Here is a 26,505-nt window from a genome sequence, read left to right as displayed (position 1 = left end):
CTTCCGGGATGCGCCACAAAAAAATCGAAGGGACGCCTCGGAGTGGTGACGGAAAGCCTGCACCTCATCCCACATACCCGTCGAGTTCTGGAAACGGTGATCTCGGACGTTCCGTGGCGGCGGCTCAGCGGCCGCTCGGTCGCGGGGTGATCCGCGACCAGCTCACGCGCGCCACGTCGGGCAGCGCCGGCGTCGGCGTTCGGCTTATTTTCCATTGGCTTGAAAGGCGAGCACTACAATGAGAGCCATTGCGTATGGGACCATGGCCCTGGTCGTGGCGGGAGCCCTGGGTGCGTGCGGCGGGTCCGAGTCGAGCGATGACGGCTCTGGCGGCGCTCCGAATGCAGGCACCGCGTCGGGGCAGACTTCCAGCGGCGCTTCCGGGCAGACTTCCAGCGGCGCTTCCGGGCAGACTTCCAGCGGCGCTTCCGGGCAGACTTCCAGCGGCGCTTCGGGCGGTGGAGCTGCCGGCACGGGCGGCAGCGACAATCCAGGCGAGTCGATCTGCGGAGTGACGCCGGCCGCCGCGACTGGTCACGTCACGCTCGAGAACCTGTGCCGCGGCGTGGTGGCCGTGCGCTCGGGCGAAGGCAACTTCATCAGCTGGCGGTTGATGGGCTACGAGGATCCCGAGATCGGGTTCAACGTCTACCGCGACGGCGCCAAGGTGAACGACACCCCCATCACCGACTCGACCAACTACTTCGACCCGGGGGCCCCCGGAGACGCGAAGTACACCGTCCGCGCCGTGATCGATGGCGCCGAGCAGGGCGACTCGGCCAACACGCGCGAAGGGGACGCGGGCACACCCACGTGGGAGCGAAACTACCTGACCATCCCGCTCAAAACGCCCAACGATTACGAAGCCGGTGACGCCTCTCCCGGCGATCTCGACGGCGACGGCGACTACGAGCTCGTGGTCAAAGAGCAGAACAGCCCGCGCGATCCGTCGCAAGACGGCCGCACCGGCCAGCCCAAGCTCGCGGCCTACGACACCGACGGCACCTTCTTGTGGCGCATCGACCTGGGCATCAACATCCGCGAGAGCGAGCACACGACGCCCTTCGTCGTGTACGACCTCGACGGCGATGGCCGCGCTGAGATCGCCGTCAAGACCGCGCCCGGCACACGCGATGGGAAGGGAGCGTTCCTGCACACCGGTCCCGCCGCCGACGATGACGACTCCCGAGACTACCGCAACGGCGCGGGCAAGATCTTGAGCGGACCGGAATATCTCACGATCTTCAGCGGCGTCGACGGCTCGGAGCTCGCGACCATCGCGTACCACGCCCCCATCACGAGCGGCAGCTTCGGCGACAACAACGGCAACCGCTCGGATCGCTACAACGCCACGCTGGCGTTCCTCGACGACTCCGGCCAGCCGAGCGTCGTCATGCAGCGGGGCTACTACGCCCGAACGACGTTCGGAGCGTACAACTACCGCGACGGCAAGCTGAGCCTGATGTGGAGCTTCGATTCGTCCGCGAACGGCAACGGTGCCTACGCCAGCAAGGGCACTCACAGCGTCATGGCAGCGGATACGGACGGCGACTTGAGACAGGAGATCATCCCTGGTGGCGCGACGATCGGCCCAGACGGCAAGGGCAAGTGCGCCGTCAACTTCGGCGCGCACGGCGACGCGCTTCACATCACCGACCTGGTCCCCTCGCGCCCCGGGCTCGAGGTGTTCCAGCCGACCGAATCGAACGGCGTGCCCTCCTACTTCCTCCGAGATGCGGAGACCTGCGAGATCCTGTGGCGCGGCCCCAACAGCGACGGCGAGGGACCGGGCCGCGGCGCCGCCGACGACATCTCTCCCGACAACCCCGGAGGTGAGGCCTGGACCAACACCGCCGGCCTGTTCAACGCGGCCGACGGTCGCAATATCGGCTCCCGTCCCCGCCAGGTGAATTTCCTGATCTGGTGGGACGGCGACGAGAGCCGCGAGCTGCTCGACGGCAACACCGTCACGAACTTCGACGGCGAAGGTCGGGGCTTCACCGCGAACGGTTGCACCTCGATCAACGGCACCAAATCGGTGCCGACGCTCAGCGCGGATCTGTTCGGCGACTGGCGCGAGGAGGTCGTGTTCCTGTGTGGCGACAGCCTGCGCATCTACACCACCGATCAGATCACCGGACGCCGCATCTACACGCTGATGCACGATCCGCAGTACCGCGCGAACGTGTCGGCGCAAAACGCGACCTACAACCAGCCGCCGCACACCAGCTTCCACATCGGCGACGGCATGAGGGAGCCCCCCAGACCCGACATCACGGTGCGGTGATGCCAGAGCGCCGTCGTGCGGCCGGAGCGCTGCCGTCCGCGGCGTCGCTCCGCCGCATGGACGGGCTGAGGCTGCGATGCGCGGCGGTAGAGGGGCTATACCGTCCTCGCGGCGAGACACCGCGCGCCCCGTAGCCGCCGGGTCCACCACCAGAGATCCGGAGAGAGATTTCAACGCAAAGTCGCGAAGGCGCAAAGTCGCAAGAAAGAACAGAGTCGTGCCGTGACGCGTGGGAGCTTCAGCGCCGGGAAGGCTATGCTGCCTCCGCGGGTTGAGCCGCCGGAAACCACAGCCGGAAGGTCGAGCCCTGGCCCGGCGGGCTCTCCACGGCGATGCTGCCGCCGTGCGCCTCCATCAGCCCCTTGACGATGTAGAGGCCCAGGCCGAGCCCCGTGTTCTTCTCCCGCGCCCGCGGGGCCTGGAAGAAGCGATCGAACAGCCTGCCCAGATCCGCCGCCGCGATCCCCGGGCCGCGATCCTCGACCGTCAGCGCCGCGCCTCCCGACTCCGGACGGAGGGTCACGCGGATCGGCGAGCCGGCGCCGGAGTACTTGGCGGCGTTGTCGAGCAGGTTCGTGAGGATCTGCGACAGCCGGGCCGGATCGACGAAGACCTCCGGCACACGCCCCTCCACGTCGAGGGTCACCGGGTGCTGCCCGAGGGTCGGCTCGATCTCGGTGAGCAGCGCGCGCGTCGCCTCCTCCAGCGACACGGACTGGCGCTCGAGCGAGAGCCGCCCGAGCTCGATGCGAGAGACGTCGAGAAGGTCCTGGCTCATGCGCGAGATCCGGCTGCCTATCCGGCGCAAACATTGGAGTTGCTGGACCGACACGAGGACCGAACCGTCCTCGCGTTTCGCGAGCAGCGCGTCCAGGAGCAGCGTCATGGCCGCGACGGGGTTGCGGAGATCGTGAGCGATCACGGCCGCGAACTCGCTTCGCAGGCGGTCCGTCTCGCGATGGGCCTCCTGCGTGCGCTCGACTTGCTGGGCGTAGGCGATGGCCAGCGCCGACTGCGCGGCGAAGAGCCGGACCAACCGCTCGTCCTCCTCCGCGAACTCGGCGCCACCGTCCTTGTCGCACAGATAGAAATTTCCGAACACCTTCTGCCCGATGAGCAGCGGGACGCCGAGGAAGGACGTCATCGCGGGGTGATGCGCGGGGAAGCCGCCCGACCGCGGATCGGCGTGGATATTCGCCACCCGGCAGGGCCGCGGGTCGTGGATGAGCGCGCCCAGGAGCCCCCGGCCCTCGGGTAAGCGGCCGATGTCGCCGGCGACCTTCTCGGCGACACCCACATAGATGAAGTCGGAGAGCCCGGTTCCCTCGGCGTCGAGCACCCCCAGGGCGCCGTAACGGGCGCGGGTCAGCTCGCAGGCCTGCTCCACCAGGCGGCGCAGCAGCGCGTGCAGGGGCATGGCGGCCTCGATGTCCATGGCCACGTCGCGGAGCAATCGCAGCCGGCGGGCCTCGCGGCGCTCGGCGTCGCGCAGCCGCGCTTGCCGCAGCCCGAGCGCGCAGGCGCCCGCCACGCCCCGGAGCAAGCGGCGCTCGATCCGGCTGAGTTTCCCCGGCTTGCGCCGCGCGAGCCCCAGCACCCCGACACGCTCGCCCCCCGCGCTCAGGGGGAACGCAAACACCGCGCGGAGCCCGAGGTCGAGCAGGCGCAGGGTGCCGCGGAAGGCGCCCTCCGGCAGATCCTCGATGCGCGCGACCTCCTGGATGTCGCCGGTCTCGACGGCCAGCGCCATGACGCTGGCAGCCAGGTTCAGGTTGCAATCTCGTGCGAATGCCTCGGGAAGGCCGACCGAGGCGACCAGCCTGAGGCGTTCGCATCCCTCGGTGACGACGAGAAACACGGCGTCGGCGCGAACGGCGACGGCCACCTCGTCGAGCAGCCCATGGGCCAGGGCCGAGGGCTCGTCCGCGCTGGGCAGCGCTGTGCCGACGCTGGCCACGAGATCGGCGAGCCGGATCGCGAAGGGCTGATCGGCGACGTTCTCGAACGCGAGCAGCGCCTCGCCGGCCGACGCGCGGCAGCGCACGAGCAACAGCAGGCTGCGGCCGGTCGGTCGATCGTACCAGACCTCCTCGTCGTTGAAGGACTCGCCGCGGAGCGCGCGCCGCCACGGCAACTCTCTCTCGGCGAGGACCGCCTGGCTCCCGAGCCGTGATAACTCGAATCGCTCCGACAGGCGTTCCGGGGTCGGTGACTCCATCTCCAGGAGCTCGCTCAAGGACGCGCTCGCCTGGACTCCACCCGTGCTGGTCAGCCTCATCACTGGCCAGGGGAGCAACGACTCCACGATCATACGGGAGCTCTTGGTGCGCCCGCAGGCGACCGTCGAGGTCACGCCGGCCGCGAGCGCTGGGCGCATCGAGATCGAGGACGTGAGGTCGAGCGGCGGCTCGCCAGGTCGCGCTCGGCAGGAGCTCCGACCCGCGGACCTACGGTGCCTTGGCGCAGCGGAAGCCGATGCTCCAGCCGCGCGCCGTGGAGGCGCTCGGGCGGCGGTGCGCGGAGCGCACATACTGGCTCTCGACCGTATCCCACCCGCCGCCGCGGAGCACACGGCGGGAGTCGTCGCAATCGTCCCTGTCGTAGGGGCAATAATGGCTCTCGGTCCACTCCCAGACGTTGCCGGCCAGGTCCAGGGCGCCGACGGGCGATTTCCCGGCCGGCGATCGTCCGACGGGGGCGGTCGCCGGGGCCGCGTCGCCGTCGTTGTACATGCGAGGCCACGGCCCCTTCCCCACCTTCTCGAGCCGCTCCGTCAGCATCCGGCTGCACTCGGGCCCGCAGGCGTTGAGGCGCTCGCCCGAGGGAGGCGCGTGGCCCCAGGGGTAGGTCCATGCGTCCTTGCCGCGCGCCGCGAGCTCCCACTCCGCCTCGGTGGGCAGCCGCTTGCCGGAGGCGGCGCAATACGCCTTCGCCTGGTACCAGTCGACGCAGTTGACGGGGTGGTCCGGCGCCTCGGGGCCGTTGCAGAACTGGCTCCAGAAGGAGCGGCCGCTGGGCGTCAGCCCCTCCGACTCGACGGTTCGCTGCGGGCGATCGCAGGCCTTGCAGTCCGAGTAGGCCTTCACCGTCACCTCGGTGACGTCGAGGCAAAACCGACTCACGGTCACGCCATGTCGCGGCGTCTCGTCGCTGGGCGTCTCCGCGTCCGCGTCGGAGCCCATCTGGAACTCGGTGCCTTCGACGAGCACCATGCCGGCCGGGCAGCTGCCCGATCCGGCCGACGGCGCGCGCAGGAAGAGGTACACCCCCGCGCCCGCGGCGCACGCGGCGGCGGCGAGCGGCGCGGCGCGGCGGAGGCGCCTTTCGCGCGCGCGCTCGCCGCCCCCGCGGCCCCGCGCCGCGGGCCGCTCCGCGGCGCGCTGGTGGAGCACGGTATGGCCGGCCGCGGTGTCGGGGACAGGGGCTGCCGTCACAGGGCCGCCCGCGAGCGTGCCTGAGCTCGCGAGCGCGCCTGATGGGACAGCCTCTCTCGCGCGCTCGTCGGCGCCGTGGGGCGCGCCCAGAAGGGCGACCGGCGCGGCCACGGTCGTGGCGAACGCGGCCGGGTGATGGCGGCCCGCGGGCGCGTCGACCTCCGTCCGGGCCTCCAGGCTCAGAAAGGCATCGACCATCTCGCGCGCCGACTGGAATCGGCAGGTCGGATCGACGGAGAGCGCCTTGGAGAACCAGTCGTCGATCGACGCTGGCAGTCCTTTCCTCTGCTCGCTGGCGGGGCGGAACCTCCCCTTCAGGACCGCCGCGCCGACGGCGACGAACGAGCTGCCCTGGAACGGCAGCGCGCCGGTCAACGCCTCGTAGAGGATCACGCCGAGCGACCAGAGATCGGAGCGGAGATCGACGTCCTTGCTCCCCTCGAGCTGCTCGGGGCTCATGTACGGCGCCGATCCGATCACCATCCCGGTCTCGGTGAGCGCGGGGTTCGCCGCCGGCACCGCCGCGTCGCCCGCCACCTTCGCGACGCCGAAGTCGAGCACCTTGACGAAGAGCGGGTATCCCTGGCCCCCCTCCGTGATGAAGACGTTGTGGGGCTTGATGTCGCGGTGCACGATGCCGAGCTCGTGGGCGCTCTCGAGCGCGCTCCCCACCTGCCGTACGAGCGACCTCGCGGTGGCGAAGCTGAGGCGGCCGCCGCGCTCGAGGAGCTCCGCCAGCGAGAACCCGCGCAGGAGCTCCATCACGAGGTACGGCACGGCGCCGTCGACGACGCCGTAGTCCATGACCTGCACCACGTGGGGGTGCGCGATCCGCGCCGTGGCCCTCGCCTCGCGCTGGAAACGCGCGACGAGGGCAGGACGCTCCGCCGCCCGCTCGGGGCGGATGAACTTCACCGCGACGTCGGTGTCGAGGGCGAGGTGCCGCGCCGCCCACACGACGCCCATCCCGCCCTGCCCGAGAGGCCTCAGCAGGTGCAGCTTGTCCGCGATGACGGCGTCGGGTCGAAGCTCCACGAGGACCGGGCGATGGTACCACCAGCGCGCCGGCGGCTGCACCGCGGCCGGCGGGAGCCTGCCGTCAGGTGGTGGGGGAGCGCCCCCACCCTGCGGGAAGGATGAAACCGCCAAGACGCCACAAGACGCCAAGATTTTTGTATTTCACTTGGCGTCCTTGGCGCGCTTGGCGGTTCAGACGACCCCGCCTTCGGCCAGCGCGGCTACAGCTTCGCCTTCTCGTCGAGGAAGCCGGTCACCCACGCGAACGGCGCGTTCCAGTTGATCGTGATCTCGTTCACGCTCCAGGCCTCGATGTGGTCCACGAAGCACCGCTGCGCGAGGCACCCCTTGAGGCCGGCGCTCTGGGCGTGAGGATCCTGGAGCGAGGAGTTCGGGCCGCCGGAGACGGCGCCGGGCGGCGCCTTCGGGTACTTGCTGTTCGCCTGGTGCGACCAGAACCGGTGGTGCGGGTTCTCGAGCGGCTTGTCGCCGTAGCCGGTCACGTACGACTGCCCGAGCGGGTTGCGCCCGAGGAGGTAGTCCATGCCCAGCACCACGCCGTCGAGGTACTTCGGCTGCTTGGTGAAGTCGTGGGCGAGCGCCACCACGACCATGTTGTTCAGCACGCCCGAGTTCGAGCCCCAGTCGTACTTGCCTTCAGCCGTCCGAGCGATGAGCGTCCGGTACCCCTCCTTGTCGGCGATGGCGAGGTACTGGTCCGCCGCCTTCGCGATGCGGCCGCGGATCTCCTTCTGCCACGCCGCGTCCACGTGGCCGGGCACGATCGCCATCGAGATCTGGCCGAGCCCGTCGGTGACCCGCCAGTTCATCGACGCCGCGCCCCCCTCGATCTCCGTCGGGAAACGCGCGTTGAGCGGCGAGGCCTGCAGGAACTTCTTGTACTCCGGCTTCCCCGTCGTGACGAAGAGCTCCGCCGCGGCCCAGTAGAACTCGTCCTTGGCGTCCGTGTCGTCGTAGGGCCCGCCGCCCTTGTCGCCGCCGGGCGGCGCGTAGAGGGCCGGGTTCTGCTTCGCCGCCGCCCAGGCGCGCTCGGCGGCCTTCAGGCACTTGGCCGAGAACGCCGCGTCCACCGTCTTCCAGATGCGCGCGCACTGCGCCCCCGTGGCCGCGACGTTGAGCGTCGCCGCGGTGCTCGGCTTGTGGAGGAAGCGCGCGACCTTGTCCTCGTGCGGCGCGAGGCCGAGGCCCGTCCACGACTCGTCGTGCATCTTGTGGTGGACCATGCCGGCGAGCGGCTTGCCTTCCGGCACCTGCATGCCCATCAGGAACTCGAGCTCCCAGCGCGCCTCGTCGAGGATGTCGGGCACGCCGTTCTTTCCCTCGGGGATGTTGAGCTTGCCGTCCGCGAAGTCGGCGCTCGAGGCGCCGAGGTGCTTCGTGCGCTCGTACCAGTTGAGCAGGGTCCACACCGAGATGCCGCCGTTGACGACGTACTTGCCGTGGTCGCCGGCGTCGTACCAGCCGCGGGACGCGTCGAGCGCATAGTCGCAGCCGCTGTCCTTCAGGCAGCGCGTGCTCTTGTCGTGGAGGTGCCCCGCCGGGCGCGCCAGCTCGGGCTTGCCGGCGAACGGCATCTTGATCTCGATGCCGCTCCGGTTGTGGTAGAAATACGCGAGCGCGTCGTACTTGAGCTTCTGGTAAAGGCCCGTTCCAATGTCGAACGGGAAGCTCTTCTCCTCCCCCACCTTGAGCACGTAGCCCTGGCCCGGCGCCTTGACGGCCGTGAAGTCGACGAGGTGGACGTGATCGCCGGAGGCGCCGTCCTTTCCGAAGACCTTGGTCTGGCCGTGGGCGACCGCCTTGCCGGAGGCGTCGAGCAGCTCCCACGCGACCGGCGCGGTCGCCGCGCTGTTCACGCTGGCGATCTTGATGGCGCCGGGCAGATACCCGACCTGGTTCACGGCGACCTTCGGCGCCGCGGCCTCGGTCACGGGCGCGGCGGCCTTGAACTGCGGGTCGTCCAGGCGGATGTCGTCGATGCAGACCTCGAACGGCTCCTTGGCCGACGCCATGGCGCCGCCGATGTGGAACGCGAGCTCCGCCGTGGCGTCATCGGCCTTCCCCATCGTGAACTTGCCGGAGAAGGTCTTGGGCTCTGTCCCGAGGATCACGGTGTCGGACCAGTACTCCTCGTAAGGCGGCCCCGACATGCCGACCTTCGGGCGCGCCTTCGTGGGCGAGGACGCCCAGGCCTTGTACTGAAGGGTGTAGCTGTGCCCCTTCTGGATCACCATCTCCCGGTGGCGGAACTGGGCGTCCCAGTTGTTTGACCCCTTGTTCGTCACCGTGACGCAATAGGCCCCCTTCTTCACCTCGGCGCTGCCCGCGCCAGGCGCGGTGAACGAGGTGGTCCAGGGCAGGCTCTTGTTGTCGTCGAAGTCGGACGCCTTGAGCAGGTTGGTCTGCGCGGGCCCTTCGCCCCCCGCGGCGCTCGCGTCAGCGCCCGCGCCGACAGGGGGGGCCACCCCCGCGCCGGGGCCCTGCGTGACCACGCATCCGGCGGTCAGCCCGAGCGCGAGCGCGAGCGCGGACACCCGCCCCGCTCGGGGGCGGATCGACTGCTTGAGAAAAAGGTCCTTCATAAGTCCTCGGTTCACGGCTGGGAGCAATCGGCGCATAGAAAGCGGCGATTCTGCCCGTCTTGTCAAGCGCAATCCGTACGGACGCGCGGGTTCGAGGCGTCGCGGCGGCCGTCCCGTCAGCGTTCGCCAGCCGGCGACGCGCGGCCTGCCATCACCCGCCATCCCGCGCGGCCCCGCGGCGCGCATCCGCCATCCATCCCGCGCGATCTGCGGCGCGCGGAAGGCCCAGCAAGTTCGCGCTGGTACCCGTGGCGAGGCCGCACTAACCTCCGCCGCACCTCGCGCCGTACCAGGACGGCGATCGAGCACCCCAGGAGACGACATGGCAAAGCACAGCTTCTCAGTCCCCTTCAGCGGTTCCTCTCAAGACATCGTCTCGAAGGCCAAGGCGGCGATCGAGAAGGCCGGCGGCAAGTTCACGGGCAACGAGGGCAAGGGCGACTTCTCGGTGCCGACGCCGGCGGGGACCGTGAAGGGGACGTATGCCGTCTCGGCTCAGAGCTTCTCCGTGGACATCACGGACAAGCCCTTCATCGTGCCCGGCAGCGCGATCGAGTCCCAGGTGCGCAAGTTCCTCGAGACGGCCTGAGCCCTCTCGGGGCGCACGCCGGCGAGCGCGCCCGCCCCGGAGCGGGCGCGCGGCGGCTCGGAGCTGGAGCGCGGTGACATCGAGTCGCGACGGTCTGGTCACGGTGACGCTCGACGCGGCCGTGGACCAGACGCTGCTGAGCCATCCCTCTCCGGCTCGCTCAATCCCTGTCTTTTTCGCGCCTTTGCGTTGAAATCCGCTCCGTGACCGCCGCGTTCAAGGCGACGGCGCCTCGCCCGCTAGACGCCGTCGCCGGCGAGGTGGACCTTGAGCACGCTCTCTTCCGCCGGCACGCCGAGCCGAAGGGGAAACCCGTAGTGTCCTGTCCCGCGGTGCACGTAGAGCCGATCGGGGCCGCGGGCCCACAGGCCATGATCGGGCATCTTCACGAAGAGCTGGAGGGCGGTCCAGGAGCCTCCGAGGCTGACCAGGCCGAGCTGCCCGCCGTGGGTGTGGCCCGAGAGCACGAGATCACCCTCCCCCTCGCCGAGGTGGCGGAACGCGCCCGGATCGTGGAGCAGGACGAGCCGGAGCGCGCTTTTCATGCGCGGGTGACGGGCGCAGACCGCCGCCATGCGCTCGGCGCGATCGCGGTAATGGAAGTCCATCCCGAGGACCTGGACCGGCCCGGCGGCGGTCTCGACGAGCGCCGCGTCGTCCACGAGCAGGCGCGCCCCCGCGCGCTCCAGCGCGGTCGCGACGTGGCGGGGCGACTCGTGATCATGGTTGCCGTGGCACGCGAACACGCGCCCCTCCAGGGCGCGGAGCGGGGACAGGGCCTCGGCGAGGTGATCCGCGGTGTCCTGCGATTCCATCGTCAGGTAATCGCCGGTGAGCACGACGAGATCGGGATCGCGCTCCACCGCGCGCTCGCAGATGCCGCGGAGCCGAGCGACCGACATGAACGGACCGAGGTGCGGATCGGTGATCTGGACGATGCGGAGGGGCCGGCGCGCGCCGGGCGCCCCCTCGCGCGGGAGCGGGTGGCGGCGCAGCCCGTCGACGGGGGCGCGATCGACGACGAGCTCGATCTCCTCGCGGCGGGCGGTGAGCGACTGGAGGATACCGACGGCGGCGAGCGCGAAGGGCACCCAGAGGCCGTATGGCGTGGCCCCGAGCCCGCTCGCGATGGCCCACGGGAACGACAGGAAGATCGCCGCCACGAAGTAGGACGCGGGGATGCTCACGAGCGCCCGGTAGGCGAGCGGCCGCATCCGGGGGCGCGAGAGCAGGAAGAAATGCAGGTACACCGCGCCCTGGAGATACGCGAACCCCGGCGCGAGCGGGCCGACGTGGCCGAAGAGCGCGCACGAGATCAAGGTGTGGATGCCGAGCAGCACGCCGACGAACCGCGCGTAGAGCCCGCCCCGGCGGCGCCTCGCCGCTGCCACGACGACGAGCCAGGCCAGGGCGGAGGCCGCCCAGAACAGGACGATGGGGGACACGAACTTCAATCGGCGGCTCCAGGCGATCCAGGCGCACAGCACCACCGCGGTCTGCTCTGCCTGGACGGACACGGAGTGTCCCGCGTCCAGCGCGTCCGCGCCAGGCGCCGCCGGAGGCCGACCGCCTGGCGTGTGACGCGCGTGCGCCCGCGCCGCCCGGCGACGTTGCGGCACAGGCACCTCGCTGGTAGGGAGGCGCGATGCTCCGCTTCGTGAGCCACGCGCTGCGCGCGCAGGATCCCGGCGATCAGGGCGGCGATCCTGACAGGGCCACACGAGGATCGGCACGTTCGATGAGAGGCTGAGGCCTCTTCACGTCCATGGCTCCTTCCGGTGCTCCCGGAGGGCATCGCCACGAGGGTCGCCCCGATGATCCCCTACACCAGGCGCGCTTGGCTGCCGATGCTCGTCTCGCCGCGGGGCTCCCTGTCGCCGGGCGTGATGCGTCGCGTGCTCGCCTTCGGGGTCATCGCCGCCGCGCTCTGGCTCGCGCACAGGTTCGTCCCCCGCGTGTCGCTCTCGATCGGCATTCACGAGGTCGCCGGCGCGGTGATCGCGCTCATCCTCGCGTTCCGGACGAACACGGCCTATAACCGCTTCTGGGAGGGTCGCACCCTCTGGGGCTCGATCGTGAACGCGAGCCGCAACATCACGCGCATCGTGAACGCTCACGCCGCGGTGGACCCGGGCGCGGCGCGCGAGGTCGCCGTCTGGGTGGTGGTGTTCGTCCACGCCGCGCGGCGCTCGCTGCGCGGGCAGGCCGAGCGCCCGGAGATCGACCGGCTGCTCCCGGCGGAGCAGATCGAGGCCCTCTCGGCGCACCCTCACCCGCCGCTCCGCGCGGCGCAGCAGGTCTCCGAGCGCCTCGCGGCCTTCGTCCGGGCCGGGAGCCTCGAGCGCAACATGGCGGTGTGCGCCGAGGAGCAGCTGAGCGTCCTCGTCAACTGCCTCGGGGGCTGCGAGCGAATCCTCAAGACCCCCACACCGCTCGGCTACATCCTGCTGCTCCAGCGGGGCGTGGCGCTCTACCTGGCCACGCTGCCCCTCGCCCTCGTCGAGGCGCTCGGGGTGCTGACGCCCGTCGTGACGATGCTGGTGGCGTATCCCGTCCTGATGATCGAGGCGCTCGGCGGGGAGCTCGACGACCCGTTCGGCCACGAGCCGAACGACCTGCCCCTCACCCGCATCTGCGACACCATCGAGCGCGACCTCCTGGGGTCGTCGCCGCTCAATCTGGTGATGGCGTCGAAGGCCGAGAGCTACCAGGACTGATCGCGGCGCGGCGACGGCGGCGCCTTTGGATCCGCGGAGGCGCCGCGCGCTCTTGGCAATTCGCTGGACACTATCGTAGATCTGCGGCGCTCGCGGGCGTGGCCCCGCGTCGCTCAGGCCTGGACGCACCCATGACCGACCGCTACGCCATCATCGGCAATCCCATCTCCCAGACCAAGTCGCCGGCGCTGCAGACCGCCTTTGCCAGGCAGTGCGGGCAGGACATGGTGTACGGCGCGATCCTCGGCGAGCTGGATGGCTTCGCCGCCGCCGTGCGCGAGTTCCAGAAGAGCGGCGGCAAGGGCATGAACATCACCATGCCCTTCAAGCTCGAGGCGTTTGCGCTGGCCGACGAGCTGACGCCGCGCGGCCGAGCCGCTGGAGCGATCAACATGTTCACCTTGCGCGCGGACGGCACCCTCCTCGGCGACAACACCGACGGCTTCGGCATCCTGCGCGACATCACCCACAACCTCGGCCGCGAGCTCAAGGGCGCGCGCGTGCTGCTCCTCGGCGCGGGCGGCGCGGTGCGCGGCACGTTGTTGCCGCTCTTCGATGAGCAGCCGGCCGAGATCTTCATCGCCAACCGCACCGCCAGCAAGGCCGTGGCGCTCGCAGCCGAGCTCGGCCCGCATGCCGGCGCCATCCAGCTCGCCGGCGGCGGCTTCGCCGACATCGCCGGGCGCTTCGACGTGATCATCAACGGCTCCGCCTCGTCCATGACCGACGAGGTGCCGCCCCTTCCCGCCGGCGTATGGGACAAGGGCTCACTGGCCTACGACATGGCCTACAAGAAGGAGCCGACCGCCTTCGTGCAGGCCGCGCGCGCGGCCGGCGTGGGTCAGACAGCCGACGGTCTCGGCATGGTGGTCGAGCAAGGCGCCGAGTGCTTCACCCTGTGGCGCGGCATGCGGCCCGACACCGCGCCCGTGATCGCCGCGCTGCGGGGAGCCTGAGAGGCGCGCCCGAGCCGTCAGGGTCGCGGACGCACCCCACCACGGCGAGCTCACGTCAGGCAGCGAGGTGCTCGCGTCTTGATAGGAGAACGGCGCCTGCGTCGACACGACCGTGTTGTGAAGCACGCGCGCGCCGCACGCCTGCTCGACCGCGATCCCCGAGTCGAAGCCCGACTCCGACGCGAACAGCGCCGCGCTGCCCGCAAAGACCGTGTTGTTCAGGACGATCCCTCCGACATGCCTCCGACATGGCCAATGGTCGAGGCGCCGGGGCACGGGTCGTCCGCGTACGTCCCCCCCTCGGTCGTCTCGCCGAGGCCGAGGCCCACTCCCCGCGCGCAATCCCGGATCGCGTTCCGTTCGACGATGAACGGCGGACATACGCAGAGCGTATGTCCCACATCATCGGACCAAAATGCTCCCGTTCGTTCATTTCGCAGCATTGAATGCGCGGCGCAGGCGTCGAGTAGACGCACCGCATTGCATTGAAGGAGGGGAGATGTCCAGCACGACAGCCACCGAGGAGCCGTTCCGTCGATTTTCTGCGCGCTCGAGCACGCTCACGGCAGGTCCGGCGAAGAGCGACCGCTTGCGCGAGGACGTGGCCCGAGCGAACACGGTGCTCGCCACCGCAGCCCCCTCCAGAACCCCCCTGCCGCACAGGGCGATGGTCAAGGCCGGCGGCGTGCGCGCGGCCGCTCGCACGCTGGATGACCACGCGACAACCGCGGCGGCCGCCCCGTCGCCCTCGCAGCGATCGCAGGCGAGGCCGCCGCTTTCGGCGGGCACCCGCATCGGCCATTACGAGCTCCTGCGCGAGCTCGGCCGGGGCGGAATGGGCGTGGTGTTCCTCGCGCGCGACACGCGGCTCGCCCGCCTCGTCGCGATCAAGCTCCTCACCCGCCTGAGCAGCCCCGGGGTCCAGCGCTTCCTGGTCGAGGCGCAGGCCACCGCGCGCTGCAAGCACGAGCACATCGTGACGATCCATGAGGTGGACGAGCACAACGGTTACCCGTACATGGTGCTCGAGTTCATCGACGGCCAGAGCCTCCGCGGCTGGATGGAGCGGCGCAGGCCCGCGGAGGCAGGCGTGGAGGTGTCGACTACGCCGCTGCCGCCCGGCCTGGCAGTCGACATGATGGCCCCCGTCGTGCGCGCGCTCGCGAGCGCGCACGCGTCCGGCATCGTCCATCGCGACCTCAAGCCCGAGAACATCATGCTGGACGCGTCGGGCGCGATCAAGGTGGTCGATTTCGGCATCGCCAAGCTGCGCGACGAAGAGGCGAGCCTCGCAGCCGATTTCCCTTCCGCCGGGGACATGCACCTCACCGCCGACGGAGGGATCATCGGCACGCTGGCGTACATGTCCCCCGAGCAGTGGTGGGGAACGGAGATCGACGCGTCCAGCGATATCTGGGCGGTGGGCATCATGCTGCACGAGCTCGTGCTCGGCACGCACCCGCTCGCGCCGTACAGCAGGGCGGCTCTCCTCAGAGTGCCGGTCCTCGACGAGCCGCTCCCCGAGGTCAGCGCGCGCCACCCGGAGGTCGGCGTGCTCGGCGCGATCATCGATCGCTGCCTGCGCAAGCGAAGAGCCGAGCGGTACGCCTCCGCCGAGGAGCTCCTGGCGGATCTCTTGCCCCTCCTGCCCGGGCGCCGGGAGCTCCACCTCGGCGCTTACGAGAACCCGTTCGCCGGCCTCTCCTCCTTCCAGGAGGCCGACGCCGACCGCTTCTTCGGCCGCGCGCAGGATGTCGCGGGTATGGTCGCGCGCCTCCGGAGCCAGCCGCTGCTCGCGATCGCTGGCGCGTCGGGCGTGGGGAAGTCGTCGCTCGTGCGGGCCGGGGTGATCCCGGCGCTCAAGCGATCCGGCGAGGGCTGGGAGGCGCTCATCGTGCGGCCGGGGCGCGAGCCGATGGCGGCGCTCGCGGAGCTCTTCACCAACCCGGGCGTGGCCCTGAGCACCGAGCTCCAGGCGCTCGCCCCGGATGGCGCCGCGGCGGCGCGGGCGGCGCTGGTCCCGCGGCTGCGCGCCGAGCCGGGCCTGCTCGGCGCCGCGCTCCGCGGGTGGGCGGTCCGCGCGCAGAAGCGCCTCGTGGTGTTTCTCGATCAATTCGAGGAGCTGTTCACGCTCGGCGCCCCTGCCGACGAGCGCGCGGCGTTCCTCGCGTGCCTCGAGGGCATCGCCGACGACGCGTCGTCGCCGCTGCGGCTCGTCCTGTCGGTGCGGTCGGATTTCATCGAGCGGCTGGCCGGGCACGAGCGCTTCATGGCGGCGATGCTCCGCGGCCTCGTGTTCCTCCGGCCGATGGTGCGCGAGGACCTGCGCGAGGCGCTGGTAAGGCCGATCGAGGCGGCGCGGCACGAGATCGAGGATCCGGCGATGGTCGAGGGTATCCTCGACGCGCTGGAGAGGACGCACGGCGCGCTGCCGCTGCTCCAGTTCACGGCAGCCAGGCTGTGGGAGATGCGCGATCGCAAGCGCCGGCTGCTCACGCGGGCGAGCTACGAGGCGCTCGGCGGCGTGGCGGGCGCGCTGGCCAGCCACGCCGACACGTTGTTGGCCGGGATGAGCTGGCGCCAGGCGAAGCTGGCGCGAGCGGTCCTGAAGCGCCTGGTGACGCCCGAGCGGACGTGCGCCGTCGCCAGCCTGAGCGAGCTCTGCGAGCTGCCCGGGGATCCAGGCGCGATCGAGCGGGTGGTGGGCCTGCTCGCCGACGGGCGGCTCCTGGCGATCGAGAGGGGGAGCGACCGCGCGGGCAGCACGGTGGAGATGGTGCACGAGTCGCTGATCGAGCGGTGGCCGACGCTCAAGCGCTGGCTCGACGAGAGCCAGGAGGACGCGGTGTTCCTGGAGCGGTTGCGCGCGGCCGCGAGGCTGTGGGATTCGAGCGACCGGGCCGTGGACATGCTCTGGCGCGGCGAGATGGCCGAGGAGGCGCGCGGCCTTCGCAAGCGCTACCGGGGGGAGCTGCCGGAGCGAGAACGGCTCTTCCTGGAGGAGGTGCTCCGGCTGGCCGATCACAGGCGGCGTCGGCGGCGCCGGCTCATCACCGGGGTCATCGCAGCCCTGTCGCTGCTGGTGGTCTCGGGGATGGGCCTCGTGAAGGTGACCCGCGAGAACTTGGCGATCATGGTGCAGCACGAGCAATCGTGGCTGAAGGCCGCGAGCGAGGCCTGGGCGAGGAGCGTGGCGGAGAAGGCGCTGCGGGACAGCGAGGAGCAGCTCAGGTTGGCCGAGCGGAAGCTCCGCGACACCGAGGAGGCTAAGGAGCAGGCCGAGACCGAGCTGGAGCTCGCCCGCATAGAGGCCGACAAGGCGCGGGAGAAAGAGGCCAAGGCGAAGAAGCGGGTGGAGGACGTGCGGCAGAGCAAAATGCCAAAGCAGAATGGGCCGAGCCTCGCGATCGAGAGTTCACGATAGAGCGCCCCGGGCACGTCGTGCCGGTATGCCGCAGATCGCGCCCCAAGCTCGCCACCGCCGCCCCACGCACGTTGTAGAGCGCTAGCACCTGCCCCGTCGATCCGGGGCAGGTGCCGCGGTCGGCGGCTTGGGGATGTCGGCGTCAGTCCGCTTGACTATCAATTCCGTCTCCTCCTCCACGGGCGCATGTTTCCTCATTCAGAGGATGGGGTCGGCCTGGAAGCATGTGACTCGCTCGCCGCCCCCTTCGGCATACCAGGACATCAAGAACCACCGCGACGTCATCAACGAGCACCGGCCGTTCGACGTCGTCATCAAGGACGGCGACACCCGGCGCAGATCCCGCAGTTGTGGCTTGACGCCCTCGAAACATTTGGGTTTCCTGCGCCCCGTGAACATGGGTGCGCCGCGATGACGGTGAAGGGCAGTGGCTTCGAGGTCGTCTTCGGCCGTCCGGCGAAGGTCCTGGCCGAGGCGCCGGGGCGCGTGAACCTGATCGGCGAACACACCGATTACAGCGGCGGCTACGTGCTGCCGACGGCGATCCCGCAGAAGACGCGCGTCGAGATCGCGCCCCGGGAAGACAGGCTCATCCAGGTCGCGACGGCGAACGTGGACGGCGGCGCCCTGCTCTCGTTCCGCGCCGGCGAGGAGGCGCGCCGCGGACTGTGGCTCGACTACGTGCAGGGCATCACCGCGGTCCTCCGCAGCCGGGGCGCATCGATCCCCGGCTTCGACGCGAGGATCGCGTCGACAGTGCCGCTCGGAAGCGGCCTGTCGTCGAGCGCCTCGCTGCTCGTGGCGCTCGCCCGCGCCCTGCGGTCGATGCTCGGCCTGTCCATCGACGACGTGGAGATCGCCCGGATCGCGCACGCCGCGGAGCACGACTTCGTGGGCGCGCCGGTCGGGACGATGGATCAGATGGCCGCGAGCCTCGCCGACGAGAGCACGGCGCTCTTCATCGACACGAGGACGCTCGCGTTCGAGCGCATCCCGCTGCCCCCGGAGGCCGAGCTGCTCGTGATCGACTCCGGGGTGGCTCACCAGCACGCGAGCGGCGACTACAAGACGCGGCGCGCGGAGTGCGAGCGCGCGGCCGCGGCGCTCGGCGTCCCGGAGCTCCGGGACGTCGACGCGACGCGCGCGTCGATCGAGCCGCGCATCGCGTCGCTGCCGGCGCCGCTCGACCGGCGCGCGCGCCACGTCGTGACCGAGAACGCCCGGGTGCTCGCCGCCGTGGCGGCGCTCCGCGCCGGGGATCTGGGGCGCCTCGGCGAGCTCTTCGACGCGTCCCACCGGTCGATGCGCGACGATTTCGAGGTGTCCGTGCCGGCGGTCGACGATCTGGTGAAGAGCGCGCGGGCGCAGCCGGACGTCTTCGGCGCCCGGCTGACCGGCGGCGGCTTCGGCGGCGCGATCGTGGCCCTGGTGAAGCGCGGGCGCGCGGCGAGCGTGGGGCAGGCCGTCGTGGAGGCCTACGCGCGCACGCCGGGCCGCCGGGCGACGGTGCTTGTAGGCGGGCCCGTCCCCTAGCGGCGAAGCTCGGCGTCGGCGTGATCGCCAGGCTCGTCCACCACGGGAAGGGGCCGCCGCGGGGCGGCAGGGCCCATCAACCGGGGTACCACGTGACGCGCGGGTCATCGGGCGCGCGCACGTAGTCGAAGGCGGCGTCCGTGAGCCGCGCCAGGTCGTACTGCGGCCGCCAGCCGAGCAGAAACTTCGCCTTCGCGTTGTCCAGCCAAGTCGAATGGAACGACGTCTTCACCCTCACGCTCGGCAGGCCCCGCGTCGCCTCCAGGTAACGCGCCAGCTCCCCGTAGTCCACCGGCTCGTCCATGCAGATGTTGAAGGTCTGCTGGCGAGCCTTCTCATGATTGATGGCCTTCTGGATCGCGGCGACCAGATCCTCCACATGCACGAAGTTACGCTTCACCGGCTCGCCGCGGCGGTCGAGCATCACCGGCACGGCGCCCGAGCGGACGTACCCCTCTGCCGCCTCGGTGCCGACAAGATCGCGCCACCTCGGCCCTCCGAACACGTCGTCACCGAAGGATAGCTGCGCCTTGAAGTCGTCTTTCTCCATGATCCACGGCGCGCGCAGGCAGCATCCGTTGAGCTCATATTGAATGTAATACTGCTCGAGCATGACCTCCTCGAGCACCTTGGACAGCGCGTAACAGCCCGGGTAGGCGCTGTGCCGCTGCGCCTCCGTGACGGGGACGGGGTGCGGATAATAGAAGTGGCCCATCCCGGCGTCGCCCCCGACCAGGATGAATTGCTCGAACGCAGGGCTGACGCGGCAGGCCTCCAGCAGCCAGAACATGCCTTTGACGGCCACGTCCATGATGCTCTCCGGGGTCTCCTTGCTGGTCGCCAGGTGCAGCACGTGGCTCACCCCCTCGGTCGCCTCGTTGACGACGGCCCTGTCCTCGATGGCCCCACGCAGCACCTCCACGCGCTCCGACCGCTCCAGCATGCGGTTATGGCACAGGGCACGGACCTTCCACCCCTCGAACGCGGGGTTCGACAGGAACCTGCGGATGAACGTCTGACCGACCTTGCCCGCCGCCCCGGTGACCAGAATTCGCTTGGCCTCGATCATTCTCTCGCTCCTCACTCTCCAGCATCATCGATGACGACCGTACTCCCCCCTTGCTGCGTGGGCCGAGCGGATCAGGACCTGCTGCATGACGATGAAGACGAGCAGCAGCAGCCCGATGCTGATGTGGTGCCGGGGCGACTGCAGCCGTCCATCCAGGTTGATCACCGCCCGCACCACGCCCGTGATCATCACGCACCATCACGGTGCCAGCGACGACCGAGCGAACGGAGTTGGTGCAAAAATCAATCAGACGGCGAATGCCTCGGTACGCATGGCGATCCGAGCAAGGCGCAACAACAAGGATACCCTCGGCGAGAATGTGAACGATCACATGGGCACCGTCAATTCCAATCGACCGGCCCGTAAGGTTCCCGAGCCCGAGGGAGCACGAGGCTGGCGGGGCTCCTCCGGAGCGCCGCGGCAAGGGGGGCGGGCGCTTTCTCCGGCGTCTACCGCGGGCCGGAGCCGTCCGAGATCCTCCGCACCGGCGGCGATCCACCGGACGGCGCGTGCCAGCTCGCGTCCGGCGGCGAGGTGCTCGTGGTTTGATCCGGCCGCCGCTCGTCGCCCCGGCTGGTGGAGCGCATGGCGGGCGGGGAGCAGCGCGCCGTCGCGCCCTCGGCGTCGGTCGTCGCGCTGAGAGCCGGCAAAGCGGGCGCCGTGGACCGCCACGCGATCGATGGCGCGCTCGGACACCCCGGAGCCGCCGCGGTCGATGCCAGCGCCGGATAGGCCAGCAACGTGCCAACGGAGGATGCCGCGTCCGGACAGCATTTTCGCCGCCGCGACGCCGCGACGTTGCTGCCCGGAAAGCAGCAGATCAACAACTCAGCTGCTCAAGGCGCAGGACGGTCATGGAGTGACCGGTCGCCTGCGCCGAGCGCGGGTCGCTGGATACCGAGCCCGTGGCGAGGTGGCGCCGTCGCCGCCAGCACGAGGCAAGTGTGCTTGCCAAGACGAGAGGACGAGAGTAAGAGTCGACTGCATGACGAGCCCTTCGACCTCGCAGGCGCGCTTCGTCGCACGCTGGGAGCCTGGCGAGCTCGATTGCGGATCCGGACGCGACAGGGACGCTCTGCTCCGAGAGGGCCGCACCCGCTGACGCGCATCAATCCTCCAAGCGTGCGACCCCTGCGCCGCTCGACACCCTCGCCGATGCTTCACAGCCCACCGCGGCGCGCTGAGCGCGGCCGGTGCGCCCCTCCGATGATCCATCCACACGTCCAACGCTGAGCAAGAGGAACAGATGTCACGAGCTACAGTCACGTTGAAGACCCGGGATGGCCAGACCGACGCGTCCGTCTTCCGCCCCGACTCTGGCAAAGGTCCCTGGCCCGCGGTGCTTGTGTACCAGGACGGCCTCGGCATACGGCCCGCTCTCTTCGAGCTGGGGGAGCGCATCGCGCAGGGCGGCTATCTCGTCCTGTTGCCAGACCTCTTTTACCGCGGCGGTCCTTACCAGGCGCCGGACGCCGAGACATTCAGCCGAGATCCGGAGTTCCGCAAGCAGTGGTATCAGAAGTACATCGCCACGGCCACCAAGGCCAACGTGCGCTCGGACACGGAGGCGTTCCTCGCCTTCCTGGCAGCCGAGCCCGATGTCCGCTCCCTGTCGATCGGCACGACTGGCTATTGCATGGGAGGTGGGTTGTCGCTGGCCGCGGCCGGCTATTTTCCGGACCGCGTGATCGCGGCGGCGTCTTACCACGGCGGCAAGCTGGCGACCGATGATCCAGACAGCCCGCACCTCCTGGCGCCGCGGATCCGCGCGCGCGTGTACGTGGCGGGCGCGGTCGAGGACGCCTCGTTCCCCGACCAGCAGAAACAGCGCTTGATCGACGCCCTCCAGCAGGCGGGCGTGCAGCACGCGGTCGAGACGTATGAAGGCGCGAAGCACGGCTGGGTCCCCTCCGATTCAGCGGTGTACAACCAGGCCGCCTCCGAGCGCCACTACCAGACATTGCTCGCGCTGTTCGACGCGACGCTCAAGTCGGCACCTCCGAAGAACTGAAGGCTGAACCCCGAAGGTCGACGACGAGCGTGGCGTTCTCCAGGCGATCCCAGGGGCGCGCGCCTGCTGCTCCTCGGCACGCTCCGGCGCGCCCTGGCACAGAACGCACCCCGTTCAGTCACATAAGTACCTGAAATCACTCAACCATGCCCCGGCACGCGACGTGCCTCGCGGCATCCCCGGCCGCGTCCGACGTCGGCACGCGACGATCCTGGCGGCCAAGGAGATCCCGATGCACACCCGTTTCCGCTTCGCTTTCATGGTGGGAGGCCTCCTCGCGCTGGGAGCATGCTCGGGCGGCTCGAGCTCAGCAGAGGGCGGCGACGGGGAGATCCCGGGGAGGGGCGCCGGCGCTGACTCCGGCGCTGTTCCCGATGGGAGCTTCGGCTCAGGCCCTGCGGTCGGCTCCGCCGCTTCGGGAGGTGTGTCGGATGGAAGCGATCCTTCGACCGAAGGCTCCCCCGGCGGCAGCCTGGGCACAGGAGGCGGGGGAGGCGCTGGCGGCGGAGGCGCTGGCGGCGGAGGCGCTGGCGGCGGAGCCAGCATCGATCCTGGCACGCTCACCGCGGGCGTCTGGGACGACAATCGCAACTTCGACTTCTTCCTGTCGTACCGGAGCACGCTCTATTCGCAGCCGCTCCCGGGCGTCTTGCCCTTCACCGAGGCCGATCACCAGGCCGCGCACAGCCTCTTCGCGGCGCCTCAAGGGAAAAAGGAGACGCTCGACGTCTCGCTCGTCATCGACACGACCGGCAGCATGAGCGACGAGATCACGTATCTCCAGACGGAGTTCATCGCGCTCTCCGACTCCATCTTCGCCAAGTACCCGAACGCCCAGCAGCGCTGGTCGCTCGTCCTGTACAAGGACACCGAGGACGACTACGTCGTCCGGTGGTTCGACTTCCGCTCCGATCCCGACGAGTTCCAGGAGAAGCTCGCCGCGCAGGCAGCCGGCGGCGGCGGCGACTTCCCGGAGGCGCCGGACATGGCGCTCTCCAAGGCGGCCGATCTCTCCTGGCGCACGGGCGGCGACACCGCGCGCCTCGCCTTCTGGGTCGCGGACGCGCCCCACCACGAGGAGAACGCCGCGGCGATGGCGAGCGGGATACGAGCCCTGAAGGATCTCGGGGTGGCTGTCTATCCCGTGGCGTCGAGCGGCGTGGATGAGCTCACCGAGCTCAGCATGCGCTCTGCCGCGCAGGTCACGGGCGGCCGATACCTCTTCCTGACGGACGACTCCGGGGTTGGCGGGGCGCACAAGGAGCCGACGATCCCCTGCTATTTCGTCACCAAGCTCGATCGCGCGATCCTGCGCATGGTCGACGTCGCGCTCTCCGGCGTCTACCGCGAGCCGGAGCCGTCCGAGATCCTCCGCACCGGCGGTGATCCCCAGGACGGCGCGTGCCAGCTCGCGTCAGGCGGCGAGGTGCTCGTGTTCTGATCGGACCGCCGCTCGTCGCCCCCGCATAGGAGAGCCCATGACGGGCGGCGAGCGGCGCGCCGACGCGCCTCGGGTGTCGATCGTCGCGCTGCTCGCCGCGCTCACTCCGCGCAGCGCGTCACGTCGCTCGTGTCGGCCTGGAAGCAGGTGACTTTCTCGCCGCCCCCTTCTTCACCGCAGTCCTTGAAGTAATCCGCCACGTAGCCGTAGCGGTCATCGAAGAGAACGCTGTCGAGCTCGCAGCCATCGCTCTCGCGCGCGGCTCGGTCGAACAGGGCTTCTACCGGATCCGCTTGTTCGGGCGCCTCATCGAACGTCCAATCGCCGCGCGGAGTGTCGATCCCGCTGTGGGCGGTGGCGACGACGGTATCGCCGGAGACCGCGGCGAGCGTACACCCACCGTCGACGCCGGTGCCGCAGATCGAGATGACATACTCCGCCGGGCGGTCGGAACGCCACTTCTCGCGGTTTGCGTCGAAGTCAGGACCGCTGCAGCCAGCGAGCAGCCAACACCCCACCGCCATCATACCCCATGTTTTCATGCAGGCGAAGCTCAGCAACTCACATGCCAGCTCACCTGCCAGCGCGAAATGCGAGTGGGAGTGGCCGGCGACGAGGGCGCCATGCATGACACTCCGGTCATGGCCGCTGACCACCGTGCAAGGCCTGCTGTCCCGGAGGTTGGGTGTCCTTCTCCCTCGAGCGATGATCAGATCGACGGCCCCTGGCCGCTCCTCTCACGCCTGCAGCACGCGCAGCGACCCCCGCACCACCCCGTAGCTCCCCTCGGCCCGCAGCCCGCGCGCGACCTCGGCCGGCGCCATCTCCCCAGCGAGCAGCCGCCGGTACGCCTCCACCACCCGCCGCGCCCCCTCGGCGTCCTCCCGCACCAGCTCGATCCGGAACCGCCGCACACCGCAGCTCGCGAGCCTCGGCACAAGGTGCGCCGCGCTCTGGGGCGCCGCGTGGAACACCGTGTTCCGACACCCCACGTCCGCCTCGAGCGGGTGATCCATGCCCGCCCGGTCCCGCAGCGACAGCGCGTGCTGCTCGCACGGGCGGCCGCAGGTGCGGTGATCCTTGCCCTCGGACAGCGTCGCCGCGATCACGCAGTGCTCCATGTGGAAGAGCGGCATCGGGTGGTGCACCACCACCTCGGCGAACGGCCCGAACGGCGAGTCCAGCAGCGACTCGAGCTGGGCGGCGTCGAGGTCGAACGACGGCGTGAACGCGGCGAGCCCCCGCGAGAGCACCTCGCGCGCGGCCAGCTTGTTCGTGACGTTCAGCGAGAAATCGCCGATCCGGGGCACGCCCGGCGTCTCGTCGAGCAGCGCGCCGAGGCTGCGGACCAGGATCGCGGCCGGCCCGAGCGAGAGCAGGTACCGGTCGATCTTCTCCTCGCCCGGCTTGCGGATGCGCGGCGGCGCCACCCCGACGGAGGCCCCGGCCGCCATCAGCTCGCGCGCCGCGGCGCCGAGGCCGACCATCTCCAGGAAATCGAGGTAGACGCCGCTCGCGCCGGCGTCGAGCGCCGCCCGCGCCTGCGCCACGTTGCGGCACAGCACGAAGAGGCCCGGCGCCGGCGGCGGCGCGTCCGGCGGAGCGACCCCGGCGACGAGCGCCTCGGCCGAGAGCGGCGCCGACGGATGGGGCCGGTGCGACGCCTCGATCAGCGCCGCGACGAGCGCCCGGCGCGCGCGGTTGAGCGCCGACGGCGGCACGAGCGCGGGCCCGTCGAGCGACAGCCCGACGCCGCGCAGGGCGAACGGCGTGTCGCCCAGCCGATCCAGCTGCTTGCGCAGCGTGGCCTCGTCGAGCGGCGATCGATCGGCGCGGCCGAGCGGGGCGTCGACCTCGACCGAGGCCGACGCCCCGCCCTCCGCCGCCGCCGAGAGCCGCGGGCGCTCGCCGAGACGGCCCTCGAGGCGGACGTCGATCGCCACCCGGCGCGGGGCGCGGTCGAGGGCCTCGCGGACCGCGCGCGTGGCGACGGGGTCGCTCGTGCGGAAGACCCGGCGCCCGCGCAGCCCCCGCGCGCCGCTCAGCACGTCGTCGGGCAGCCGCCGGTCCGGGCCGAGCCAGACCTCGACGTCGCCCCCCGCCGGCGCGCGCTCGACCTCGCGGCCAGCGGCCCACAGGCCCCAGATGCGGCCGCCGATCTCGCCCTCGCCGGCGAACCCGCCCTCCACGAGGATCCCCTCGCCGCGCGCGAGCGGACGGGCGGCGCGGACGACCACGACCTCGTGGCCGCGCCGGCGCGCGGCGCCGCGCGCCTCGCCGACCTCGATGCCGCGGTGATCGCAGGAGCGGCCGTCGACCAGGCGCTGATGGTCGACGCCGCGCAGGAAGCCGGGGCCCGAGCCCCGCGAGAACGCCTGGAGCGCCGCCTCCCGGTCCGTGGCCCCGGGGCCCGCCCCCTCGCCCAGCGCCGCCTCGATCGCGGCGCGGTAGAGCCGCGCGGTGGCGCCGACGTACTCGGGGCCCTTGAGGCGCCCCTCGATCTTCACCGAGGCGACGCCCAGCGCGACGAGGTCGGGGATGACGTCGGTGGCGTCGAGGTCCTCCGGCGACAGGAGGTACGCCGCGTCGCCGAGGTCCCGCAGCGCGCCGTCGACGACGAGGCGGTACGGCAGGCGGCAGGCCTGGGCGCAGGCGCCGCGGTTGGCGCTGCGGCCGCCGATGGCCTCGCTCGTCAGGCACTGCCCCGAGTAGGCGATGCAGAGCGCGCCGTGGACGAAGACCTCGAGCTCGACGTCGGTCGCCCGGCGGATGGCGGCGATGTCGTCGAGCGAGAGCTCCCGGGCGAGGATGACGCGCGCGGCGCCGAGCGATCGCGCGAGCTCGACGCCGGCCGCGTCGGTGCAGGTCATCTGCGTGGAGGCGTGGATCGGGAGCCCGGGCGCGAGCGCCCGCGCGAGGCGCATCACCCCGAGGTCCTGGACGATGACCGCGTCGACGCCGGCCGCGGCGCACGCCTCGATCGCGCCGCGGACCGCCGGGAGCTCGTCGTCGAACACCAGCGTGTTCAGGGTGACGTAGCCCTTCACGCCGTGGGCGTGGAGGAAGCGCACCGCCTCCTCGAGATCCGCCGCGTCGAAGTTCGCGGCCCGCGCGCGGGCGTTGAAGGGCGACGCCGCGCCGCCGCCCGCGGCGCCCCCCCGGAGGCCGAAGTAGACGGCATCGGCCCCGCCGCGCACGGCGGCTTCCATCGCGGCGCGATCACCGGCGGGAGCGAGGACTTCAGGGCGCGCGGGCCGCGACATGCGGGCGGTTCTAGCAAGGGGTGGCGCGGTTGTCGCTCTCTACCTGGCGCGGGCCAGCCCTCCCGAAGAGCCTGCCGGACGGCGCGCCTTGACCTCGCTTCACGACGTGAGGCACGATCGTGAAGCGGCCCACCCGGCCGAGGTGCCGTCGGGTCGCCGGC

16 protein-coding genes are annotated in these 26,505 nt (G+C 70.8%); 8 read left to right on the top strand and 8 right to left on the bottom strand.

Annotated elements, in window-relative coordinates; translation table 11 throughout:
• The first annotated feature begins 262 nt into the window (after window positions 1–262).
• Window positions 263–2,287, top strand: coding sequence for a rhamnogalacturonan lyase (locus WMF27_RS11160; protein WP_437768875.1), 2,025 nt, complete (start codon window positions 263–265; stop codon window positions 2,285–2,287).
• 253 nt (window positions 2,288–2,540) lie between these two features.
• On the opposite strand, the gene WMF27_RS11155 is transcribed toward WMF27_RS11160, so the two are convergent.
• The 3 genes from WMF27_RS11155 to WMF27_RS11145 form a co-directional block, all read right to left on the bottom strand.
• Entirely contained in the window at window positions 2,541–4,565 is a 2,025-nt protein-coding gene (locus WMF27_RS11155) for a GAF domain-containing protein (protein ID WP_437944133.1), read from the bottom strand.
• 169 nt (window positions 4,566–4,734) lie between these two features.
• Entirely contained in the window at window positions 4,735–6,756 is a 2,022-nt protein-coding gene (locus WMF27_RS11150) for a bifunctional serine/threonine-protein kinase/formylglycine-generating enzyme family protein (RefSeq protein ID WP_437768877.1), read from the bottom strand.
• 203 nt (window positions 6,757–6,959) lie between these two features.
• On the bottom strand, window positions 6,960–9,341 hold the full coding sequence (locus tag WMF27_RS11145) for a glycoside hydrolase family 9 protein (RefSeq protein ID WP_437768878.1): 2,382 nt from the start codon (window positions 9,339–9,341) through the stop codon (window positions 6,960–6,962).
• Window positions 9,342–9,663: 322 nt separating this feature from the next.
• Here WMF27_RS11145 and WMF27_RS11140 point away from each other — a divergent pair, with 322 nt between their 5' ends.
• The gene (locus WMF27_RS11140) at window positions 9,664–9,930 is read left to right on the top strand and encodes a hypothetical protein (RefSeq protein WP_437768879.1); all 267 of its coding nucleotides are present in this window, start codon (window positions 9,664–9,666) and stop codon (window positions 9,928–9,930) included.
• A gap of 239 nt (window positions 9,931–10,169) precedes the next feature.
• Here the strand turns inward: WMF27_RS11140 and WMF27_RS11135 are convergent, their stop codons facing one another.
• Window positions 10,170–11,447 carry a metallophosphoesterase gene (locus tag WMF27_RS11135; protein WP_437768880.1) on the bottom strand — a complete coding sequence of 426 codons (1,278 nt, stop codon included), beginning with the start codon at window positions 11,445–11,447 and terminating at the stop codon, window positions 10,170–10,172.
• Window positions 11,448–11,744: 297 nt separating this feature from the next.
• Between WMF27_RS11135 and WMF27_RS11130 the strand changes: the two genes are divergently transcribed.
• From WMF27_RS11130 to galK, 4 genes are all read left to right on the top strand, one after another.
• Window positions 11,745–12,647, top strand: coding sequence for a bestrophin family protein (locus tag WMF27_RS11130; protein WP_437768881.1), 903 nt, complete (start codon window positions 11,745–11,747; stop codon window positions 12,645–12,647).
• 131 nt (window positions 12,648–12,778) lie between these two features.
• Entirely contained in the window at window positions 12,779–13,603 is an 825-nt protein-coding gene (gene aroE, locus WMF27_RS11125) for a shikimate dehydrogenase (protein WP_437768882.1), read from the top strand.
• 499 nt (window positions 13,604–14,102) lie between these two features.
• On the top strand, window positions 14,103–17,027 hold the full coding sequence (locus tag WMF27_RS11120; protein ID WP_437768883.1) for an nSTAND1 domain-containing NTPase: 2,925 nt from the start codon (window positions 14,103–14,105) through the stop codon (window positions 17,025–17,027).
• Window positions 17,028–17,438: 411 nt separating this feature from the next.
• On the top strand, window positions 17,439–18,560 hold the full coding sequence (gene galK, locus WMF27_RS11115) for a galactokinase (protein WP_437768884.1): 1,122 nt from the start codon (window positions 17,439–17,441) through the stop codon (window positions 18,558–18,560).
• 76 nt (window positions 18,561–18,636) lie between these two features.
• Here the strand turns inward: galK and WMF27_RS11110 are convergent, their stop codons facing one another.
• Both WMF27_RS11110 and WMF27_RS11105 read right to left on the bottom strand, forming a co-directional pair.
• Entirely contained in the window at window positions 18,637–19,629 is a 993-nt protein-coding gene (locus WMF27_RS11110) for an NAD-dependent epimerase/dehydratase family protein (protein ID WP_437768885.1), read from the bottom strand.
• A gap of 24 nt (window positions 19,630–19,653) precedes the next feature.
• Window positions 19,654–19,818, bottom strand: a complete 165-nt coding sequence (locus WMF27_RS11105) for a hypothetical protein (RefSeq protein ID WP_437768886.1) — start codon at window positions 19,816–19,818, stop codon at window positions 19,654–19,656.
• A gap of 1,057 nt (window positions 19,819–20,875) precedes the next feature.
• Between WMF27_RS11105 and WMF27_RS11100 the strand changes: the two genes are divergently transcribed.
• Window positions 20,876–21,640, top strand: coding sequence for a dienelactone hydrolase family protein (locus WMF27_RS11100; protein ID WP_437768888.1), 765 nt, complete (start codon window positions 20,876–20,878; stop codon window positions 21,638–21,640).
• 232 nt (window positions 21,641–21,872) lie between these two features.
• Entirely contained in the window at window positions 21,873–23,081 is a 1,209-nt protein-coding gene (locus tag WMF27_RS11095; protein ID WP_437768889.1) for a vWA domain-containing protein, read from the top strand.
• Window positions 23,082–23,182: 101 nt separating this feature from the next.
• On the opposite strand, the gene WMF27_RS11090 is transcribed toward WMF27_RS11095, so the two are convergent.
• Entirely contained in the window at window positions 23,183–23,710 is a 528-nt protein-coding gene (locus WMF27_RS11090; RefSeq protein ID WP_437768890.1) for a hypothetical protein, read from the bottom strand.
• A 108-nt stretch (window positions 23,711–23,818) separates the two neighbouring features.
• Window positions 23,819–26,344, bottom strand: a complete 2,526-nt coding sequence (locus tag WMF27_RS11085) for a DUF3656 domain-containing U32 family peptidase (RefSeq protein WP_437768891.1) — start codon at window positions 26,342–26,344, stop codon at window positions 23,819–23,821.
• Window positions 26,345–26,505: the final 161 nt, after the last annotated feature.

Source organism: Sorangium sp. So ce281, from assembly GCF_051527395.1.
In the GTDB taxonomy this organism is placed as follows: Bacteria; Myxococcota_A; Polyangia; order Polyangiales; family Polyangiaceae; genus Sorangium; species Sorangium cellulosum_B.
Note: the sequence above shows the minus strand (reverse complement) of the source record. Positions and strands in the feature narration are given on the sequence as shown.

Excerpts from the sequence above, each read along its gene's own strand:
- galK (WP_437768884.1), top strand. The coding sequence starts at position 17,439 with ATGACGGTGAAGGGCAGTGGCTTCGAGGTCGTCTTCGGCCGTCCGGCG.
- WMF27_RS11155 (WP_437944133.1), bottom strand. The coding sequence starts at position 4,565 with ATGAGGCTGACCAGCACGGGTGGAGTCCAGGCGAGCGCGTCCTTGAGC.
- WMF27_RS11130 (WP_437768881.1), top strand. The coding sequence starts at position 11,745 with ATGATCCCCTACACCAGGCGCGCTTGGCTGCCGATGCTCGTCTCGCCG.
- aroE (WP_437768882.1), top strand. The coding sequence starts at position 12,779 with ATGACCGACCGCTACGCCATCATCGGCAATCCCATCTCCCAGACCAAG.
- WMF27_RS11105 (WP_437768886.1), bottom strand. The coding sequence starts at position 19,818 with ATGATCACGGGCGTGGTGCGGGCGGTGATCAACCTGGATGGACGGCTG.
- WMF27_RS11100 (WP_437768888.1), top strand. The coding sequence starts at position 20,876 with ATGTCACGAGCTACAGTCACGTTGAAGACCCGGGATGGCCAGACCGAC.
- WMF27_RS11140 (WP_437768879.1), top strand. The coding sequence starts at position 9,664 with ATGGCAAAGCACAGCTTCTCAGTCCCCTTCAGCGGTTCCTCTCAAGAC.
- WMF27_RS11160 (WP_437768875.1), top strand. The coding sequence starts at position 263 with ATGGCCCTGGTCGTGGCGGGAGCCCTGGGTGCGTGCGGCGGGTCCGAG.
- WMF27_RS11145 (WP_437768878.1), bottom strand. The coding sequence starts at position 9,341 with ATGAAGGACCTTTTTCTCAAGCAGTCGATCCGCCCCCGAGCGGGGCGG.
- WMF27_RS11110 (WP_437768885.1), bottom strand. The coding sequence starts at position 19,629 with ATGATCGAGGCCAAGCGAATTCTGGTCACCGGGGCGGCGGGCAAGGTC.
- WMF27_RS11095 (WP_437768889.1), top strand. The coding sequence starts at position 21,873 with ATGCACACCCGTTTCCGCTTCGCTTTCATGGTGGGAGGCCTCCTCGCG.
- WMF27_RS11090 (WP_437768890.1), bottom strand. The coding sequence starts at position 23,710 with ATGCATGGCGCCCTCGTCGCCGGCCACTCCCACTCGCATTTCGCGCTG.
- WMF27_RS11120 (WP_437768883.1), top strand. The coding sequence starts at position 14,103 with ATGTCCAGCACGACAGCCACCGAGGAGCCGTTCCGTCGATTTTCTGCG.
- WMF27_RS11085 (WP_437768891.1), bottom strand. The coding sequence starts at position 26,344 with ATGTCGCGGCCCGCGCGCCCTGAAGTCCTCGCTCCCGCCGGTGATCGC.